Source organism: Mucilaginibacter calamicampi, from assembly GCF_042676765.1.
Taxonomy (GTDB): Bacteria; Bacteroidota; Bacteroidia; order Sphingobacteriales; family Sphingobacteriaceae; genus Mucilaginibacter; species Mucilaginibacter calamicampi.
Window position 1 is genome coordinate 40,948 of record NZ_JBHTHU010000005.1, and the last position, 20,257, is coordinate 61,204.

Annotated in this window: 19 protein-coding genes; all 19 read right to left on the reverse strand. The window is 36.2% G+C overall.

The annotated features are described in order from the left end of the window. Nucleotides 1-888, reverse strand: coding sequence for a glycosyltransferase family 2 protein (locus ACFQZS_RS05735; RefSeq protein ID WP_377098175.1), 888 nt, complete (start codon nucleotides 886-888; stop codon nucleotides 1-3). Further along, the gene (locus ACFQZS_RS05740) at nucleotides 888-1,856 is read right to left on the reverse strand and encodes a glycosyltransferase (protein ID WP_377098177.1); all 969 of its coding nucleotides are present in this window, start codon (nucleotides 1,854-1,856) and stop codon (nucleotides 888-890) included. The genes ACFQZS_RS05735 and ACFQZS_RS05740 overlap by 1 nt, the downstream gene beginning before the upstream one ends. After that, nucleotides 1,849-2,982, reverse strand: a complete 1,134-nt coding sequence (locus ACFQZS_RS05745; RefSeq protein ID WP_377098179.1) for an SDR family NAD(P)-dependent oxidoreductase — start codon at nucleotides 2,980-2,982, stop codon at nucleotides 1,849-1,851. Before ACFQZS_RS05745 ends, ACFQZS_RS05740 begins: the two co-directional genes overlap by 8 nt. 6 nt (nucleotides 2,983-2,988) lie before the next feature. Next, complete coding sequence (locus ACFQZS_RS05750) at nucleotides 2,989-3,456, reverse strand: acyltransferase (RefSeq protein ID WP_377098181.1); 468 nt, start codon at nucleotides 3,454-3,456, stop codon at nucleotides 2,989-2,991. A gap of 110 nt (nucleotides 3,457-3,566) precedes the next feature. Further along, on the reverse strand, nucleotides 3,567-4,235 hold the full coding sequence (locus tag ACFQZS_RS05755) for a CatB-related O-acetyltransferase (RefSeq protein ID WP_377098183.1): 669 nt from the start codon (nucleotides 4,233-4,235) through the stop codon (nucleotides 3,567-3,569). 18 nt (nucleotides 4,236-4,253) lie between these two features. Continuing rightward, nucleotides 4,254-5,789: a lipopolysaccharide biosynthesis protein gene (locus ACFQZS_RS05760; RefSeq protein WP_377098185.1), complete on the reverse strand. Its 1,536-nt coding sequence runs from the start codon at nucleotides 5,787-5,789 to the stop codon at nucleotides 4,254-4,256. Nucleotides 5,790-5,791: 2 nt separating this feature from the next. Further along, entirely contained in the window at nucleotides 5,792-7,612 is a 1,821-nt protein-coding gene (locus ACFQZS_RS05765; protein WP_377098187.1) for a hypothetical protein, read from the reverse strand. Between the two features lie 104 nt (nucleotides 7,613-7,716). Further along, nucleotides 7,717-9,495, reverse strand: a complete 1,779-nt coding sequence (locus ACFQZS_RS05770) for a carbamoyltransferase C-terminal domain-containing protein (protein ID WP_377098188.1) — start codon at nucleotides 9,493-9,495, stop codon at nucleotides 7,717-7,719. 27 nt (nucleotides 9,496-9,522) lie between these two features. Continuing rightward, complete coding sequence (locus ACFQZS_RS05775; protein ID WP_377098190.1) at nucleotides 9,523-10,719, reverse strand: hypothetical protein; 1,197 nt, start codon at nucleotides 10,717-10,719, stop codon at nucleotides 9,523-9,525. 2 nt (nucleotides 10,720-10,721) lie between these two features. Further along, nucleotides 10,722-12,275, reverse strand: coding sequence for an MBOAT family O-acyltransferase (locus tag ACFQZS_RS05780; RefSeq protein WP_377098192.1), 1,554 nt, complete (start codon nucleotides 12,273-12,275; stop codon nucleotides 10,722-10,724). A gap of 25 nt (nucleotides 12,276-12,300) precedes the next feature. Next, nucleotides 12,301-12,543 (reverse strand): acyl carrier protein, encoded by a 243-nt coding sequence (locus ACFQZS_RS05785; RefSeq protein WP_377098194.1) that lies wholly within the window; start codon nucleotides 12,541-12,543, stop codon nucleotides 12,301-12,303. Continuing rightward, entirely contained in the window at nucleotides 12,543-14,255 is a 1,713-nt protein-coding gene (locus tag ACFQZS_RS05790) for an AMP-binding protein (protein WP_377098196.1), read from the reverse strand. Before ACFQZS_RS05790 ends, ACFQZS_RS05785 begins: the two co-directional genes overlap by 1 nt. Before the next feature lie 28 nt (nucleotides 14,256-14,283). After that, nucleotides 14,284-15,003: a HisA/HisF-related TIM barrel protein gene (locus ACFQZS_RS05795; protein ID WP_377098197.1), complete on the reverse strand. Its 720-nt coding sequence runs from the start codon at nucleotides 15,001-15,003 to the stop codon at nucleotides 14,284-14,286. Between the two features lie 64 nt (nucleotides 15,004-15,067). Continuing rightward, nucleotides 15,068-15,679: an imidazole glycerol phosphate synthase subunit HisH gene (gene hisH / locus ACFQZS_RS05800; protein WP_377098199.1), complete on the reverse strand. Its 612-nt coding sequence runs from the start codon at nucleotides 15,677-15,679 to the stop codon at nucleotides 15,068-15,070. After that, complete coding sequence (locus ACFQZS_RS05805) at nucleotides 15,676-16,818, reverse strand: N-acetyl sugar amidotransferase (RefSeq protein WP_377098201.1); 1,143 nt, start codon at nucleotides 16,816-16,818, stop codon at nucleotides 15,676-15,678. The genes hisH and ACFQZS_RS05805 overlap by 4 nt, the downstream gene beginning before the upstream one ends. Before the next feature lie 14 nt (nucleotides 16,819-16,832). Beyond that, a complete protein-coding gene (locus ACFQZS_RS05810; protein WP_377098203.1) occupies nucleotides 16,833-17,573 on the reverse strand; it encodes an oxidoreductase in 741 nt (246 codons plus the stop codon). Further along, nucleotides 17,566-18,483, reverse strand: coding sequence for a Gfo/Idh/MocA family protein (locus ACFQZS_RS05815; RefSeq protein ID WP_377098205.1), 918 nt, complete (start codon nucleotides 18,481-18,483; stop codon nucleotides 17,566-17,568). The genes ACFQZS_RS05810 and ACFQZS_RS05815 overlap by 8 nt, the downstream gene beginning before the upstream one ends. Beyond that, nucleotides 18,471-19,196, reverse strand: a complete 726-nt coding sequence (locus tag ACFQZS_RS05820) for an acylneuraminate cytidylyltransferase family protein (RefSeq protein WP_377098207.1) — start codon at nucleotides 19,194-19,196, stop codon at nucleotides 18,471-18,473. Before ACFQZS_RS05820 ends, ACFQZS_RS05815 begins: the two co-directional genes overlap by 13 nt. Before the next feature lie 5 nt (nucleotides 19,197-19,201). Beyond that, on the reverse strand, nucleotides 19,202-20,257 hold the full coding sequence (locus ACFQZS_RS05825) for a nucleotidyltransferase family protein (protein ID WP_377098209.1): 1,056 nt from the start codon (nucleotides 20,255-20,257) through the stop codon (nucleotides 19,202-19,204).

Consider the following 20,257-nt stretch of genomic DNA (forward strand, 5'->3'; position numbering starts at 1 on the left):
TTAACCACCTTTAAATAAAAAGCTAAGGTAGGATTGTGTAAAGAAAATAGTAGCCTTAAGTTTCATTTTAAAAGATCTGCTTAAAAATGCATTTTTTAAACAACTAACAGACTCAGCATACATACCTAAAACCGAATAGTAACGCCCAATTTTATAATCTAAAATCCTTTTTGCTTCTTTTTGATCGTCATCATTTAGTAGCAGGATATGTTTGTTAAAAATAATCTGTTCCTTTCGTATTCTTTCTAAAGATATATGCGAAATATTTGATCCGTCGCCCCAGTTATAGGCTCCTAATGATTGCTCTATAAATTTAAATTGTTTAGTGATAGACGCAACTCTTATCCACAGATCATAATCTTCCATAGCTATCAAATCTTTATCTTCTGATAACTGCCCCACGGCATCCAGTATACTTTTTTTTACACACACGCTTGAGTTGGCTAATCTATTACCATTAACAAGCAAATCTGTCAAAACATTTTCTTGTAACGGCTCGCTTACCTTTTTGCCGGTGTTTTTTGTTGAAATTATATCAAGCTGATGATAAATCAAATCGTAAGAATCAACGTATTTTGAAACCTGCTCTAACTTTTCGGGGTACCACCAGTCATCCGAATCTAAAAAACAGATCCATTTGCCGGTACAACGTTTTATGCCCTCGTTTCTGGGTCTGGCGGGACCGCCCCAGTTTTCAAACCACAGATAGTTGATGTCTAAGCTTTCTTTATAACTATCAACAATATTTTTAGTATCGTCTTCCGAGCCATCATCGCAAACCCAAACCTCAAAATTTTTAAAAGTTTGGTTAGCCAAATGATCTAAATTATTTCTGATCTGCTCGGCCCGGTTGTAGGTAGGAATAATTACAGAGAATAATTTAGACATTACTTTGTATTGCTTAAATTTTCAATAATAAAACCTGTTTTTTTGAAAGCTCCTTTCATTAAATAATAAAGCAAATGTTTGTGCTCTACTGAAGCTTTTTTATAAAAATCAATGATAGACGCTTTAGCGTTACGCGGGTCTTCTAAAAAATAATTGAACCAGATGCTTCCAAACCCTACCATCATGGCATTTTGTTGGGTTTTGTTTAATCTAAACTTTAAGCTATGTTCTGTAAATACATTTAAAATTTCAGATAATTGCTTATCCAGTTTAGTTTTACTGCGTATTGTTGCTGCGTGCTGTCTGAAATTATTTAACACTTCAGATACATAAAAAAAGTCTGTCAATTCTGATAGCGCCAACCAAAGTGCCCAATCTGCCGCCATGGAAAATTTTTCAGGCAAGCCCCCGGATTTAAAGTATAGATCTCTATTAATTAAAGCGGCACTTAAGTTAGGAATTACGCATGCATACGATAAAAACGAGCGCATTTCTTGCCCTTGCAACAGGGTATCACTTTTACACCTTTTCTTAAACGACATATTACGTATTTGGTAATCGTCGCCCAGATTTTTTCCATCCTGGTCAATCAGTCTGCTTTTTGAAAATATAACGCCGGCAGAAGGAAACTGTAAGGCCTTTTCAGCCAGCACAGCCAATTGTTCGCTTTCAGAAAAATCGTCGCACTGCGCAAATAAGATATACTTGCCTGTAGCCTTTAACGCCCCTAAATGACTTGATTTTACATAACTTCCTGTATTCTTTTCAAGCAGATTTAACTTTACGTTAGGATGTTGAGCGTAGCTCTGTAAAATAGTCCTACTATTATCAGTGGAGCAATCATCTATTATAATCAATTCAAAATCTTTAAACGTTTGGCCTATCAGGCTATCTACGGCTTGCTTTAGGTATCGTTCGTGATTATAGCTTGTAAAAACTACACTTATCAGTGGGGCCACATTAGCCATTAAGTAATCCTCTCTCTTCTAACTCTGCTAATGACTTTTCGTAATCTTTCGTGTCCTCTGGCAGCTTTTGTTGCTTTACCCAATTTAAATACGCGTGCAATCCATCAATAAATTTCCATTCAGGAACAAATTGCATTACCTGGCTAATTTTTTTCAGGTCAGAAAAGTTATGTCTGATATCTCCTTCTCTAAAAGCTCCGGATACTTTAAGTTTAGAACTGCTTGCAAAAAAACTTACAATTTCTGTAGCCACTTCCATTACCGAAACAGGTAATCCGGTACCCACGTTTAATATATGTTGCCCTTTAATATCATCCCTTAAACAGCTTACAGTTGCATTTACTACGTCATTAATAAATACAAAATCCCGGCTTTCGTTGCCGTCTTCAAATATGTTAATGTCTTCGTTTCCGATGGCCAGTCTTGAAAAAATGGATAAAATACCGGTGTAGGGGTTATTTAGTGATTGCCCGGGGCCGTAAACATTCTGGTATCTAAGCGCAAACCCATTTATGGCTTTCATTTTTGCAGCCAAAATAACCATTTGCTCCTGCACCTGTTTTGTTATTCCGTAGTACGAAGATGGATGTATTTTTGAATCTTCATCAGTAGCTCTTACATTTAAAGTGCTGCTTTTACATTTAGGGCATGTTACTTCGAAGTTTTCCTGTAGCGTTGCAAAGGTGCGTCCCGCAGGATAAACATCGCCACAAACATCACAATGATACTTACCTTCTCCGTAAATAGATCTGGAAGAAGCAACAATAACTGTTTTAATTTCGTTGCTTTCGTTAATTATATAATCGCATAAAATAGCAGTTGCCTGGATATTTACTAATGTGTAGCGCGAAACATCATACATAGACTGACCTGTGCCGGTTTCTGCAGCCAAATGTATTACAGCATGCTTGTTTTTTAAGGCCGCGTAAAAAGCTTCCTTATCAGTTACATCTCCAACAATTAATTCTACATGTTGCATTATGTCTGCCGGGAGCGAACGGACGTCGCCATGTATCTGTGGGCTAAAATTATCGAACACTGTTACATTAAATCCCTGCTTTATTAATTGGCGCGAAACGTTTGTGCCTATAAACCCGGCTCCGCCGGTTATTAGAATATTTTTCATGTTTTTTTAACTTACTGATTGCCACATATTAGTTGTGAAATCAAACTTCTTAATAATACGGGCAGGACTTCCCACAGCTACACAATAGTCCGGAATATCCTTTGTTACGACTGAGTTTGCGCCTACTATTGAGTTTTTACCAACGCTTGCGCCCATAATGCAAACATTTTCACCTATCCAGGCGCCGGTACTTATTACCACCTCTTTAGCATATTGTATAGGCTGGTCAAGTACAGGTAAGTTTACATCAGTAAACTGGTGCGTATTATCGGCTATATAAACTTTATTGGCTATTAAAACCTTGTCTTGTATTATAACCTTTCTAACTGCTGCAATATGGCAGAAGTCGCCAATTGCGCATCTGCTACCTATAGTTAATTCAGGGTCATGATCATCTATTTTTAAAGCAAGCAGCCAACCATGTCTTTGCACCACCGTACGATCAGAAACGCTGATATATTTTTTTCCTTGCACCCTCACGCTATAGAATACCCGAGCTTTAAAATGCAGTTTTTTATAACTTATCGCATTTAAGCAAAAGTATATAAGCATTGATATTCTAATAAGTATATAATTTGCCATAGTTAATCCAGATCTGTAATTGAAAAAAACTTAGGTGCCTGCTTTTCAATCTCCTGTTCAGACCAATTCCACCACTCTAATTTAAGCAGCTTTTCAATTAACTCAGAAGAAAATCTATATTTTATAACTTTAGCCGGTACTCCTGCCACAACAGCATATGGCGGCACATTTTTAGTTACAACTGCCCCTGCCGCCACAATTGCCCCATTTCCAATTGTCAATCCATCTATTATAATTGCGCGTTCACCTATCCAAACATCATTTTCAATGGTAACGGCTTTATAAGGATTAAAAAGGTCCTGGTTAGTATAAGTTTTAGTTAAGGGCGTATTTTTTAAGTAAAAAGCCGGATGCGTGCTTAATCCATCTGTTTTATGTACACCCGGGCCAATAGAAACATTTGAAGCAATAGAACAATATCTGCCTATTTGTGCATTTACAATAGTGCTGCGTCGCTGTACATAAGAATGGCGGCCCAATGCTGAATTTATAAGATCCACCTCGTCAAATAGAACGTTATAGCCTTCAAGAGTAGAATTGATCAAAACCACTTTATTATGAAACTTGCAATCAGGATATTTAATTAAGTACGATGCACTTACTTTAACGCGTAGTAAACTTCTGCGAATATCTAATATTAGTAATTTAAGATATATAAGACAGTTTTTCATAATAGCGGTGTTTGGTGCCTAAGAAACCTGAACCTTTTTCTTAAAAGCGTTAATTAATATTTTATCAACAAACGTTTTAAAAGTTATCGACGTAAAGTAATAACATAAAATGCCAGCGCCGATAAAGCAAGCAACATAACCAAAATAATAAGCTAAGAAAACCTTACCGGTTTGTAACGGTTGAAAATCTCTTGATAAAAAAAACAAAAGCAATATTACAACTAAAGGTAACAGAGCTGGTTTTATAATAGCCGTTAAAAATTTAAAAATACTAATATTTAAAAAACGGCACACAATTACTGTGTAAACAACGGTTTCTAAAAAAAATGCTAATAGTTTAAAATAGGCAAAAGACATTAACCCAAGCGTAGGGTAAGTTATAATAACGCCTACCCAAAATATTATTGGCTGCAACGAACTTGTAAAATACAGTGCTCTTACACTTTCATTAGCCATAATTAGTATCCCTGAAGGATAAGTAATGAAACTAAACAGATAACAAGCAACCAAAATTTGAACTATTGCAATTGAAGGAACATAAGCAACGCCTACCCATGTCAGGATAAAACTTTTAACAGTTAGCAATACTATAAGAACCGGGAAAACCGTGACCGGAAAAAATAAAGTTGTTACTTTGAGAAAAAATGCCCGCAGCCCATCTTTATCATTTAAACCAATAAAATGGTTAAACCTGGCAATAAACGGGGTAAACAAAATCCCAAAAAGAGACCTGAAATATGATATTACGGTAAGCCCGATTGCATAAATTGCCACCTGTGTTGTGCCCAATAGTTTTCCGATAGCAAACGGATCAAGCTCATAATATAATATCCAACTTATGGTTAGGAATATGCTGGTAAATGCAAGTTTTTTGGTTTTATTATAAATTCTACGGGAGAAACGCAGCGAACGTAATAAAAGTTGTACGTTATAATTGAGAGAAAATTTAAGCATAACACCTCCCACAATTACAGATACCAGTAAGCAAATTTGCGAAAACAGGAAGTATTCAACAATCATATATTTGCCATTGGAAAAGAAAATAACTGTTGAACAAATTTTAATGATATTAGAGATAATTAAAACGCGCTGAAATTTGTAATCTAACAAACGGATGCCATAAATAATTTGAATTATTCGCTGAAAAACTAATATGGGGCATGAAAAAGCGAGTATAATAAACATGTTTCTGGCAGTAACCAGTTCAGACTGATCAGAAAGGTTTTTTATCAAAAAAGAGGGATTGTAGGCCAATACTAATATCAGGAGCGCATATAAGCTCACAAACGTTAAAAAAACAGCGCCCGAAAAGCCAATAACTTTTACTTCTTCTTCCTCATCTTTTTGAGCATAATGTTCAGCAGCATATTTCATTCCTGCGCTAAGGAAGCCGAAGTCGGCATATGATATGAAAAGATAAGCAGAAACTACAATAGTATAAATGCCGTAAAATGCTTTGTTTGATGAAATAAACGGCGTTACAATAAATACCGAACCGAAATTCAACAATATTGACACTAGCTGCCAGATGTATATTTTAATGTATTTACCCAAAGCTATGCCTTGTTAATATTCTGGTTAATCAAATTATGAACAAAATCTATATTGCGTTTCAAGTTGTTGCCATCTAACGGTCCAATATATTCTTCCATAATCTCTTTTTTAAGAAAATTGGAGTACATGGCATCGTTGTTATAAAATCCAAGTATTTTCTCCTGTAATTCTGCTACGTTATTTGCTGTTACTAATTGGCTCTTGTTGTTAAACGGTTTGTGAATATATTGCGTATCTTTTTTATAGTATATTGCCGGAATACCTAAACACGATGCCTCAAAAATGGTTTGTGAAAAAATACTGATGTATAGATCTGCGTTTGTAATTACGTCGAAAAAACTTTTGTCCTGAATAATTTCAACCGGTAGATGGTCAAAATATTCGTTCACAAACTTTTTATAAACGTCAGTATAACCATTTGCTCTTACTTTAAGCACAATTTTAAAATTTAAGCCTTGGGTTTTTATAAGGTTCAGGGTTACTAATATATCGTATAAAAAATCAAACTCGTACGCTAAATAAGAATTTAGATCAATAGAATCATACCCTGCGGTACCAATCACAATCAACGGAATATTTCTGTCAATACGCTTATGCTCTAATACAGTGTATTTGTCCATTCTGGGGTCTCCCAGAGCGAAAACATTAGCGCGATTATTAAAGTATTCTTCTTTTATTGATACGCTATAGGAATTAACATAGTCGCTATCTTTCGCATCGTGCATGTAGGATATGTTAAGCAGCCCATTAATTATCATGTATATTGGTACAGAGTTATTGCGGCAATAATTCATTAATAAGCGGTTTTGTACCCAATAGTTTGTAACCGGGACCATCACCTGCAGTTTGTATTTTTTGAAATAGGTTTCTATATCGTCAGCGGCACTAATAGCTTCCTTTAGCTTATCATAAACAGTTTTGTCAATCCTCTCATAAATATAACTGTCTATAGGATAGCCCATAAACGTCCATTTTTGCTTTTTACTGTTTTGATACTTATTAAATAAGTCGCTAAACACCCGGTTATTTTTCTCATTATATGAGAAATGCACCCGGCGTTCTTTTAATATATGCGAAATGCCCGTATAATTTTGTGTAACGATTTGTACGTCGCTATTCTGTTTAAGCGTATTAATAAGTTGTTGCGTGCAGTGATACTGCTGTATATATATTCGCTTTTTATTTTTGTTAAACGTGCGATCTAACCCATCGAAAACCAGATCGAACGCATTTGCGATGATATTTTTTAACTTAAATTTTAGGGAAATAGAATTTTCGGTTTTCTCCTTTACCCATTTTGTTATTGGAAACAGGTAAACCGGTTTTTCAGGTAGGGGGATAGCTATTTTTATTGTATCGTAATTTATTTCTGCCTTATCAAGGCATTCAATAATTATAGGCTCGGTAGCGGCAACAATTATACGCTCGTAACTAATAGACTTTAACCCAATGATGTTAAAGAAAAAGTGGCAAAAAAAAGTAACGTCGTTAATTAGGTATAATAATAACGAGTCTCCTAGGCTATAGTTCTTATATAAAAGCAAGTCTTGCCCATTCTCATCCTTAAACCAATTATTCAAAAAGTCGTGCATTGTAAAGTTAAGTTGCTCCAAAAAGGATTCTTGAACAAGATGGTCCAAAAACTCAACTTCATAACCTTTTAGTAACAACTCTTGCTTCAGGGCAAAATCAACGCAAAGCACCAGGTCTGCGGCTTTGTCACATTGAGCTTCGCATAAATCCCATAAATTTCGATTTTCTACTATAAATAAGTTACGATATTTAGGTTTTACGCGTATGGGAACAGTGGAAATCCACGACATTGATATTAGCTATTAAATAGATAGGTCTACTAAGCAGACCTATCTATTATAAAATTAGAAAAAAATTTATCTGGTATTTATATTACCGTCTTTTATTATTGTAACTACTTCTTACTGATTAAAAAAGCGTCGTTAATATAAAGGTAATTTAAGCCCGAATTTTTAAAAGTGTATTCCACTTCTGACAGACCCGAACAGATTGGGTCGCCATGCAAATTTAAGCTCGTGTTTAATACGCCAGGTGTGCCTGTTAATTTATAAAACTCGTTAATCAGGTCGTAGTATTCCGGATTGGCTTCCTTACGTAAAATTTGAGGACGGCAAGTTCTATCATATGGATGCGTGCCTGCTTTAATCCTTTCATAGTTCTCAGCACGTGTTTCAAAGCCGATGGTCATATAAGGTGAATCTAAGCCTTTATCGTTTTCAAGGAAGCTATCTACATGGTCGGCCATTATTGATAGGGCAAAAGGCATCCAGAAATCTCTGTTTTTAATGGCCTCGTTAATGGTTTTTACCACTTCGTGATTATTAGGGCTTGCAATAATACTTCTGTTGCCTAAGGCCCTGGCACCAAATTCTTCACGTCCGCGCGCAACAGCTACCACATTGCCTTCTGCTAAAATCTGAGCTACAGTAGCATGATTTACATTGAACTGAACATTGTAGTCTTGTTGATTAAACATCTTCTTGATGTTTTCTTCATTTACATCGTCGTTTAAATTATACCCCAGGTAGGTATTATCCAACGGTTTAGAATTTTCATTTTCGTAAAAATAGCAAGCTCCCATACACAATGACTCATCAGATCCGGAAGCCGGGACATACAATCCCTCAACAAAATCAAGCTGAGAAAGGATCATATTCATCTTTATATTCATTGACACACCTCCGCTTATACAAAAGTGTGTTGCACCGGTAATTTCATGTACCTGGGTAAATAATTTTATAGCTATCTCCTCAACTAATTTTTGTGCCGCACCCGCAATATTATCAAATCTGTAAGGGCGCAGTTTTTCAAGCAGATAAGAATACATGTCGGCAGGTCTGTTGTTATGTAGCACACGGCCGTCTTCAACTTTAAGCAAAGGCTCAAACACATCTTTATACACTACGTCTACATAGTCTGATTTGGCATAAGGTGCTAAACCCATTACTTTATATTCGTGCTCATCGGGCTTCATAGCTAATACTAACGTGGTTATCTTGTAGATCCGCGCTAAATCGCATTGATTTGATTGCCTGATTTTTTTATTGTCGCCGTTGTTAAATGTCCAAACAGTTTGGTTCATTCCATCACCATCGCTATCCAAAGTAATTACCGCGCAATTGTTGCTTTTACGTTTACTCGCATAATATCCGTAATGGGCGTGGCAAGAGTGGTGATCTATAAATTCAACTTGCTCAGGCGCTACATTACATTGTTTAGCGGCGTACTCGCGTTGAATTTTTCTAAATTTCTCAACGTCATTTACTACTTCGTCAATGGTCGCAAATTCTTCGTATGGTAAATATCTTGGCGCTTTATTTTTTGAACTCTCATTAATAAGGTGCTGATAATAATCATCCACATTTTCATTCAGCAGCTTTTTACCGTAAAATGCTTCACCGTAAAAAAGTTGATAGTCTTTCATTTTAAAAAAATGCTGAAGGGGATAGGCAAACCAAAAGGCAACGTTATTTACTGTCGAAAAAAGTACTTTATCAACAGTTAAATTATTGGTTTTAAGATAATCCAGGCAATAATCTATTGATTGTTTGGGGTAGCCAACGTAGTTTTTAAGTTTTGTAAAACGTTCTTCCTGAGCAGCAATTACAATTTTGCCGTCAATCATTAAACAAGCACTTGCATTATGGCTTACATTTATCCCTATAATATTCATGTTTTTATATTTTTATCAAAGTATTTATTAAAAAAAGATATTTTCTGTTTCGCTTTTCGGAATAGGTTTATGATCTTGAATAAGTTTATAAAGATCGTTTAACCATTTAACATCTTCTTTGTTTTTTTGAAGATATACAATTCTATCTTTACGTATTTGTTCAAGGTGTTCCTCAACGTTTGAATCTGATAATAATGTGCCAAAATAAAGCGGATCTTTTTTTTGCGGATCAAGCATTTGGCTTATCATTAAATTTCCTATGGGTTCTTTAAAATGTGATGAATCCCAATAATGCTTCATTGGGGTTGCTAATTTTTCGGTAGTTACGTAATTATACCCCGAAAAATCCCACAAACTGGTGTTGTACAACGTTGCTATGTGAGTTATACGGCGCTTAAAATCTTCCATATTTCCCCATAAACCAGTTAAATGCAGGCCTTCTCCATCCAATAGCGCATGTGCCGGGGTAATAAAGAGGATACATTCTATTTTATTTTTCCTACAGATATCCAAATATTCCTCAAAACATTTAAAAGTTTGTTCATCAACTTTGTAACGACCGTAGTAGGGGGTACTGCTGGTATTGGATAAAAAGGTTCGGTTAGTATAATAGTGTAGCTTCTTATAATCTTTAAGATGATAAAAAACAGCATTGCCCGGCCGGTAACCGTTATTACGAAACTCAAACCTGTCAGGCTGAGTATAGCTGATCTTAACTGTATTTATTATATCTGTTATAACGTATTTTGAAGGAAGGGATGGCCTTATAATATCCATGTAATTTATTTGCCTGCCAACCAGCGTACTGTCAAACGCAGGGTTATATTTCTCCAGCGCGTTGAACATGAAAAAGTCTAACCCGAAAATTACCCTCTTCACCTTGGTGTTAGCTATTGCATGCAATAAATATTTTTTTGCTTCATTAATTCGCAGCATATCTATGCCGTAATTATATACCGGCGTATACTGTTGTAAAACGGGCATTGCCGGATTAATGCCATCATGTACACGCGATGAACCTACCAGGATAGTTTGAGGTTTCCTCAAAGAAATTTCTATAGCTTTTACGTAGCGTATTACAGATCTAACTCCTTCCTTTTGCTGGTTAAATTTCTTTATACTCAAGATATTGTAAAAGCCGTACGGATCAATCAATACACAGCAAAGTATTAACAAACAGAAATTTATAATTAGCCCGATAAGGAAGGTTTTGTATTTTAACATTGCTAAAAATTAAAGTATAAAAATTTAGCAAGTTTATCCCATGTAACCAATGATATAGTCATAAAAGACATAATAATAAGCCACACATAGCTTGGGCGCCATCCATCGCCAATTCTGAGCACATTAACCAATAAGTTTAATATCCTACTTTTAGGTGCTTTATATTGATTGCACATAATTTCGCGGGAGTTAGGTAACCCCATGGCGATAAATAGCAGCAAGGCTAGTGTTATACAAACAGTTAAAATAGGACCAAGCACGTCATGATTTACCGTTGTTAAATTTATGAAATTTTGTAACGAGGATAAATGTAGTTTGGAGACAATAGCAGCCGGAACGTAAAAACCATTTAATCCCGTCATACCCCGCCACATTGTTAAGGACGAACTTATATCAACAGAACGAAACAATACCCAGCCGAAGGATACACTTACAAATGTTATTAATCGGTTTAACCAGTTAAGTTCCATTGTAAATGGTTTTGACCAGTTTTCTGGTAAACCCTTTTTAAAAATCCCCCAAAAACGATTTATAAATATCAATGCGGTGTGGAACAACCCCCATAATATAAAGTTGACGGTAGCACCATGCCAGAGTCCACAAATAAACATGGTAACAAATGTGCCTACTAAATAGCCGTATAACCCAACGTTTTTGCTTAAGAACTTGTAAGATCTTGCCTTTTTGTTAAATCCGTAATTTATAGGTTCAAAAACGTAATTATTTAGCCAATTTGAAAGTGATATATGCCATCTGCGCCAAAAATCAACAATACTTGTTGCTTTATACGGCGAATCAAAATTCCAGGTAATATTTATTCCGAGTATCCATCCCAATCCAATAGCTATGTCTGAGTAGCCCGAAAAATCAAAATATAGTTGCAACGAGTATGCCGTGGCGCCTACCCACGCCTCGTAAAAATTAATAGCCACGTGTTGATGGGCTGCAGAAAAAACCACATCGGCAATTTCTGCAGCCGTATCGGCAAATATAACCTTCTTGGTTAACCCAATTAAAATGAGGCAAATACCACGCGTTGTGCGCTCAATATTAAGTTTATCTATTGTTAGTTTTTGTAATTGTTTGCCTTCGTGATCATATTGCATTATGGGACCCGACGTAACCGTGGGGAAAAAACCGGCAAACAAGGCATAGGTGCCTAATTTTTCCTCAGGTTTAGAGCCCTCATAGATATCAAAAAGATATCCCATTTGAGCAAACGAATAGAAAGAAATTCCCAAAGGCAAAGAAAAGCCTAAATTGCCCTGATGCAAAGCCAGGCCAATTAACTTAATAACATCAGTATACTTAAATATTGCTATTAATGCTATATTAAAGGTAATACCTATTATCAGCCAGCTTTTATTTTTTATTTTTTCGCCACCTATTTTTTTACCTATAAAAAAATTAAGTACAATAGATATAAATAATATACTAACAAAAACCAGATTAGTAAATGAGTAAAAAATGACGGATGCCAGTAGCAGAACCGGTATTAAACTCTTATTTAATTTGAACCTGGTAATTAAAAATAATACCAGGCCCAGTAGGGGCATAAAGTAAAATAAAAAAGTTAATGAGTTAAATATCATTCTCTTTTAGCTTTTCATCAACTAAGTCCTGCAATTCTCCAATACATGCCAGTTTTCTAACCTCTCTGCCTGGTAATCTTATATCATACGCTTCTTCTATTGCAAGAATGATGTTAATGTGAGTAAGCGAATCCCAGCCCGGTACCTCGTCTGCGCGTGTTTCATAATTGATTGTATAGTCTGACAATTCAAGCACAGCCAGAATCGTTTCTTTTAATTTTGCGGAAATCATTATGTGTTTTGTTGTAAGGTTCTGATTTTATTTTCTGACCGGCTTAATTTTCCGGATGAGCTTTTTACTAACCATCTGGAAGGTTTGATAACAACTTTGTGTATAAAAAAGCTCTCTCCGGCAGCTTTTTTAATTATTGTTTTAGATAATTCGGCATGTTCATTTTCAGGCAAATGGCTTTCTACAATAACATGTATTTGCTCTGTTCCAATTTTGTCTTCAAAATTTCCGAAAGCCATTACCCTACCCGGTATTACGCCTTCTATTTTTCCAACAATAATTTCAATGTCTTCCGGATAGATGTTTTTTCCAGCTACAATAATAATATCTTTTTTTCTTCCTATTACAAAAAGTTCATTTTGATAAAAGAAACCAAAATCGCCTGTTTTGAACCAATTATCATTTAATACTTTTGATGTTTGCTCCGGATTGTTCTTATAGCCATTAAATAATGAAACAGATGATACCATAATATCTCCTACTTTACAATCAGGCAGCTCTTCATTCGCTTCTGTTACAATTTTTACCTGGCATCCCTTTATCACCATACCCGACGATACGCAAACACGTCCCTTTGCCTCAGGCGTACGATGCAATATTTCAACTTCGCCTTTTGCAAGCTTTTCCTGGTCAGTTAAAATTTCCATTGCCTGCTCACCCGGTTTTGTTTGTGTTATGGCGTAAGTAGTTTCGGCCATAGCATAGCAGGCTGTTAAACATTCTCTACGTAAACCAACGTCTTTATATTTTTGATAAATTTTTTCGTGTGCTTCGTGGGTAACCGGCTCACTGCAATTAATCAGCATGCGCAGCGATGACAGGTTGAGATCTTTAACATCGTCACGGTGTACTTTATCTGCCAAAACATAATAGGAAAAATTAGGAAGCCATGCCAAAGTCGCGTTAAATTGACTGATGGTTTGCATTAGCATCACTGGTTCTGTAACCCAATCAAAAGGGTCTATTTGTATAGTGGTTACTCCCTTTATCAGAGGTATCGTAAATGCGGCTATCAAACCCATGTCATGATAAAGCGGGAGCCAGCTTACAATTTTATCATCACCTAATAAAATTGCTTCTGAGTAATTTTCTGCATGTTGTAAAATAGCCTTATGTGATAGTGAGACACCTTTTTGCAGGCCTGTGGTGCCTGATGAGTGTTGAAGCAAAAAAATATCATCAGCTTGTACATTAAGCCAAAGGTTTTGTAACCCTTCTAACTCCTTATCAATGTTGATTTTTTTATCGTCAAATTCTTCTGTGAAATTTAGCGGGAAAATCAATCCCTTAATTGTACTTCCGTTTAAACCTACTGCCGGCATTAACATCTCGCTAAGCTCCTGCTCTGTTAATACCCAATCCAAGCCAGATCTTTTGGCAATGCCTTCTAACCCCGCTCTAAATTTATCGGGATGTAATCTGGAGTTTTTATAGGCTAAGACAGTTGTTACAGCACCAAGCATAGAGGCGCCAAGGTATAACGGATAAAAATATATATTATGTTGAAAAACTAATCCACAAACATCTCCCTGTTTTACACCTTTGTTTTTAAGCAAAGTCATAAAATGCAATGCTGACATGATCAGACTGCGATAAGTCCAGATGTAGGGCTCTTCATCAAAGGTTATGTGGATAATAGCCTCATCATCCGGCTTATTATAAAAATGATCAAGCCACTTGTTCCAGATTAAGTCTTTTTGATTTTTAGTCATAAGTTTAGATTCAAATTAAGCCGAAGCGTTAATTCCACTGTGCAATATTTTCACCTTCATCCAAAATTTTCTGCCGCGCATTTGGAAGCCCATTTCCCATAAAGTTAAATAAATTGGCTGTAGCTACGGCACTTACCCCTGGCAACTCAAGTCCGGTTTTAAGATGTGCTTCATTCCCCGCGCCCCCCGCAATGATCAAAGGAACGCTTATTTCTTTTGAGGCATTTTCTATAACTTCCATATCATATCCAAACCCGGTTCCGTCCTGATCAATAGAGTTCAAATAGATCTCACCTATATTAAGTTGATGCAAATAACGCAAATACGATGAAAGATCGTAGTCTAGCTGTGTTTGCCCATCATTAATAAACACAGCGGGGGTGCCGCTGATAATTTTATAATCTATTGATGCTACAATGCTTTGTGCACCGTATATCTTCACAAGGTTATGCACCAGAGGCGAGTTTTCATGTAGAACGCTATTCAAAACAATTTTGTCAGCGCCACTTTTAAAAAGCAACTCAGCATCTTCTAAACTTCTAATTCCACCCCCTGCAGCAATGGGTATAAATACATCGTTTACAAGTTCGCTTACGGTTTCGGCAAATTTTTCGATGCATTTATTCTCTTTAGTCGCGTCTAAAACAACTAACTCATCTAATGAAAATGCAATCTTTTGAAACTTATAGTTACGCTCCAGCCATTTAATATCTCCAACTTTTTGCAACCTGAAATTTCTGCTTTGCATAAAGAAACCATTGCTGTAAATCAGAGTAAAAATTATGCGCTTTCTTAACATACCTGCCAGCCGATCAAAATTTCTCCAGAAAATTCTTTAACAGGTGCAGCCCATTTTTCTGACTCAGCTCCGGATGAAACTGCACACCCGCAATATTTTTATACTCAAAAGCGGCAACAAAACGCTCGCCGTATTCGCAAGCAGACACGTTTATATTAGATTGAGTAAGCATTTTATAACTGTGCGTAAAATAAAAATCGGGATTTGCGGCCATGCCATCAAACAACCTACTATTTTGAGATATCGCTATCTGATTAAATCCTACGTGGGGCACTTTAATATTTGGAGCGCTAAGGCGTGTTACTTCGGCATCTACTAAACCTAGCCCTTCATTGTACCCATCCTCAGTGCTGGAGTTACCTACGAGCTGCATACCAAGACACACGCCCAACATAGGTTTGCCGCTATTAACAACCAAGTCTTTTAAATAGACATCTATTTTTCGCTCCCTGATTTGCTGCATTGCTTTGCCGAAAGAACCTACCCCAGGAAGAATAATTTTATCCGCTGATTTTAATATTTCATAGTTATTTGATAGAATTACGTCACTTACGCCCAAATATGTTAAGGTTGTGGTTAAAGAACGGATGTTACCCATGCCGTAATCTACAATTGCTACTTTCATATATAAAAGTCTTCGCCGGGCACAAACTTAGGTTGCCATACACCGTCAACTTTTTCAAAAAGATCTTTATTTGCGTATTTATCCAATATCCCATCAAATTCTCCTCTGGACATTTGATAATAATCGAGGTAAGTATCAATCAGGTCATAAGGGTATGAGTTATCATACATTTTAACAAGGTTTAACGCTTGATCGCGGGTCATAGAGCCTCTTCGTATTTCTATTCCTGCATCTTGAGTAGCTCTGCCAAAACCAAATTTTAAATACATCAGGTAGGCATGCAGTGCATATAATGCCTGGTCATTTTGTGAAAAGTTTGTGAACGTGTCTGTATTGCCTTCGTCTTTTTCTGTTAAACCACAATGCTCTTTGGCTACAACGTAGTTTCTGTAAGAATCCCAAGGCTCAAAGTATGACCAGTGCGCAAACGACATGCCTTTTTCCGAAATCTCGCTTTCATCCGGAAATTTAAAGAATGATAAATCAGCCTCTGTTATATCATCATCCTCTTTTATCCTGTCAAATACCTTTTCATAGCCGCCTTCAAAATAAACCCGTTTCATGTAACTGATATCATACAGGGCTTTATTTTTGCTTTCCGTTGAACCTCCATATTCAATTTCGCCGTCTTCTCCATAAAACAATAACGGAATCTTAAAATTGGCCGCTGTTCTGATCACCGCCGACATGATTGCTATTAACCAACCATAGTAAGGAAATCCCTTTTCAATAAAGCCATACTTGTTAAGCCTGTCTAAAATTTTTGGATTAGCACTGATATGGATGTGATTAAAGCCGGAGTTAATAAAGTTGATCAGATTGCGATCACCTATTTCTAATGATAGGGCCGGGCGTACAGTGATAGCCAGGGGATTCATGCCGTATTTATGCTTTAACGTATAGGCAACATAAGAACCATCTTTACCTCCGCTTACCGGAACTATGCAATCAAAACTTCCGTCCTTTGACCGATTTTTCTCTAATAAATCTTGTAATTCCTGCTGGCGCGGATTCCAATCCATTACCTTTTTTTCTTCCATCCACTGGCATGCATTACACCACCCTCGCGTATCGAAAGAAATACGCGGCCTTGTTGACATATTAAGGCAATTCTGACACCAAAAAATCTTTTTGCTCATTTATTTATTTAAACTTATATACTAGTCCAACCACCATCCACAACAAGATTGTGCCCGGTGATATATTTGGCATCATCTGATAAAAGAAAGGCAACAGCCGGCGAAATATCAGCGGGTAAGCCCATTCTTTTTAGTGGCACCTTATTGTTGTAATTTTCTACGAAAGTACGATTTTGATTATCAAATATTCCTCCGGGTGAAACACAATTTACCCTGATATTGTTTGCGCCTAAATAAGATGCTAAATATTTTGTAAAGTTGATTAAACCGCCTTTTATGGCAGAGTAGGCAGCTGGCATAGTCATACTTGTGCCGTTATATACTGAGAAATCCGGGCCCACCACTCCATATATAGAAGCCATGTTTACTATGGAACCTTTTTTGGCTACAGACATGTGTTTTGATATAGCCTGAGTAAAGTAAAAATAACTATTTAGCTGCCAGTCTACATTTGTCTTCCACGATTCGTAATTGATATCTTCAAACTTATTTCCCCAGTCTTTAGTTCTGGGATATGCATTATTAACCAAGCCGTCTATACGCCCATGCTTGGTTATAACCGCATCTATACATTGCTGTATTGATACCACGTCTGTTACGTCGCAATTTATTCTTGTCAGATCATCAGATGTTGAATGATTAATGTCAGCATTAATACAAATGGCTCCTTCCTCTGTAACCCTGGCTATTATTTCTGAGCCCAGTAAGCCGCTTCCCCCGGTTACAATTATAACTTTGCCCTTTAATCTATCCATTAACGCTAATCTTTAATGTCTGTATTGAATCTTCAAAAGTATTCATTGACTCTCCATTAGGTAATACGTTTTGAAAAAAATATTCCATCTGTTCTTTATAAGTATCTAAAATATTGTATGTGGAGTGTTCAAAAATCAAACCATGGGTATCAGATTTTATTGTCGCCCGTAACAAGTCTACTTCCCAGGTCTGATCCTGAAACAAAATTTCAATGGTTCGTTTTGCAGTTACGCGATAGTAGTTTAGAACTATAAATATATTGAAGTTTTTGTATTCAAAAATATAATTAGCGCAATCTATAGCGCTTATATTTAATGTGGATTTATTACTGGTATAACCCCTGTGCTTTTCTGGTGGTCCAAAAAGCCATATTGCATAATCCAGTTCGTGAAATAGGTCCAAGTGCACGCCTCCGCCCATTTCTTTATGAGCGCTGTATACATCTTTGTAGTTCTTTGTTGGACGCCAGCCTGGTAAATAAGATCCGCAATAAACATTCACCTCGTTAACCAAAGCCTCATTATTCTCAAAATATGATTTTAAAAATTTTATGCAGGGATGAAACCGTAAATTGCATGCCACATACGTTGGAATTTGGCTTTGGTTTAATCTGGCAATAAGCGCTTCACTTGCTGAAAGCTCATGCAACGGAGGCTTTTCTATAAACAACGGAACCCCAAGATGCATTACAGACAAAATTGCATCATAATGCAAATTGGTTGGATTAGATATAATTACAAAGTCTGGGGTGGTATTTAATGCTGCTAAATTGTAAATATTTGTTACTCCTTCTACCGTTTCATTGCCTGCATTGCGTAATGCATAAAGCGTTATGTCACTTGTAATTGATTTCAGTGCTAAAATATGCTTGTAAGCAATTGACCCTAAACCAATAATTAATACTTCCATATTGCAAATTCAAGTTTGTTATTAGTTAGCAGGAAGTCTAAAAATTCAAAATCTATAGGGTGATCAAGATCAAAGCAAAGATGCGGCATTAAGTAGATGAGCGAGCGTTGGCTAAAAACCGTTTTATTATTTTGCTCAAAGAATGCTCTTTTGTAAAAATAGAACGACGCGTTTAAATCAAAAACCTGAGGTGCAGTTTGTCTTGATAATATCGCCCCTTCTCTTTTAACAAGATCATAAAATCCTGTTTCCTTTTTTTCAACCATATTAAAATATGGATTTCTTGCTGCAGGGTTAACAGAGAAAAGATTGAGCGCCTCACTATTTTCCTCAATTATTTTAAACGCGGCATTTAAATCTGCTATTGTGCGCAAAGGCGAAGTAACGTCTAAATCTAAAATATAATCGTATTTTTTGCCCTGATTATTTTCCTCATACACTAAAAGATCAAAAATAGTATCAATTTTACCGGCGGTATCTGTAGCAAATAAAGCTGGCCGGGTATAAGTGGTATGTAAACCAAATTCCAGAGCGGCTTGCTTTATATCTTCATCATCTGTAGAAATAGCTATATCTGCATTGTGTTGTTTTGCAAACTGTTGTGCAATCCAAATAGTATAAGCTATAAGGGGTATACCGTTTAACAATTTTATGTTTTTACCTGGTATGCCCTTAGACCCACCTCTTGCGCAAATAGTGATCAACGTGGTCATGTGCATTATATATTAAGGTACTTGATATCCTCCTGCGCCTTTACATAGTCGTGATGCTTGCCTATATCAAGCCAATAGCAAAGCAATGGATAATGAACCAATCTGTATCCTTCACTTTCAATCACAAAATCCATAAGATCTGTAGCATTGAAAAATGAATTGTAATTCAAAATGTTTTTCAGCGCGAATTTCATAATGTATATCCCGCCGTTAGAGTAATATGTATAGGTAGGCTTTTCTGTAAAGGAAACCACAGAATGTTGATCGGTTTCTAATACCGCATATGGTACATTTACTACATACGGAATACTGGCTACAACCATATCCGCATTGTTTTTTTGATAGAACTCAAAAAAATCTTCAAAATCAACATTTGTTAGCACATCAGAATTCATCACTATCAAATGATCGTAATTTGCTTTTTCAATCAGTGACAATGCTCCTATGGTACCCAAAGGCTCCTCTTCAATTATATATTTTATATTAACACCTTTACCAGACCCATCTCCGAAATAATCCATTATTTGTTCCTGAAGATATTTAACACTGATATATATATCTGAAACACCAAATTGTATTAAACGGTCTATGTTATGCTCAATTATGGGTTTATTGCCCACAAGAAGCATAGGTTTTGGTGTTTTATCGGTAAATGGTTTCAGCCTTTCTCCGCGACCACCAGCCATTATTAAGGCAGCTGCCGGCAATAGCGTTCTCATTTGAGTTAAATCTATAATATCAACTATCACTCCATCAATGCCCAAAACGGGTACAAGTTGTATTTTCGCTGCTCTGAGTGCTTTTAACAAACTTACATTCTCATCATTTTTATGGATGTACTTAAAATCCTTGTTCATGAATTCAGAAATAGGATGAGAAATTTCTAAACCATTTAACAACCCTCTCCGTATATCACCATCGGTTAAGGAACCTACCATACGGTTGTTGTCATCAACAATAAAAAGAGTTTTGCTTGCGTTTTCTAAAAGTGAGTCTATAGTTTTTAAAGCCAGCCTTGCGGGCTCTGTAAGGTTAAGAATATATTGATTTAGATTTTTCAT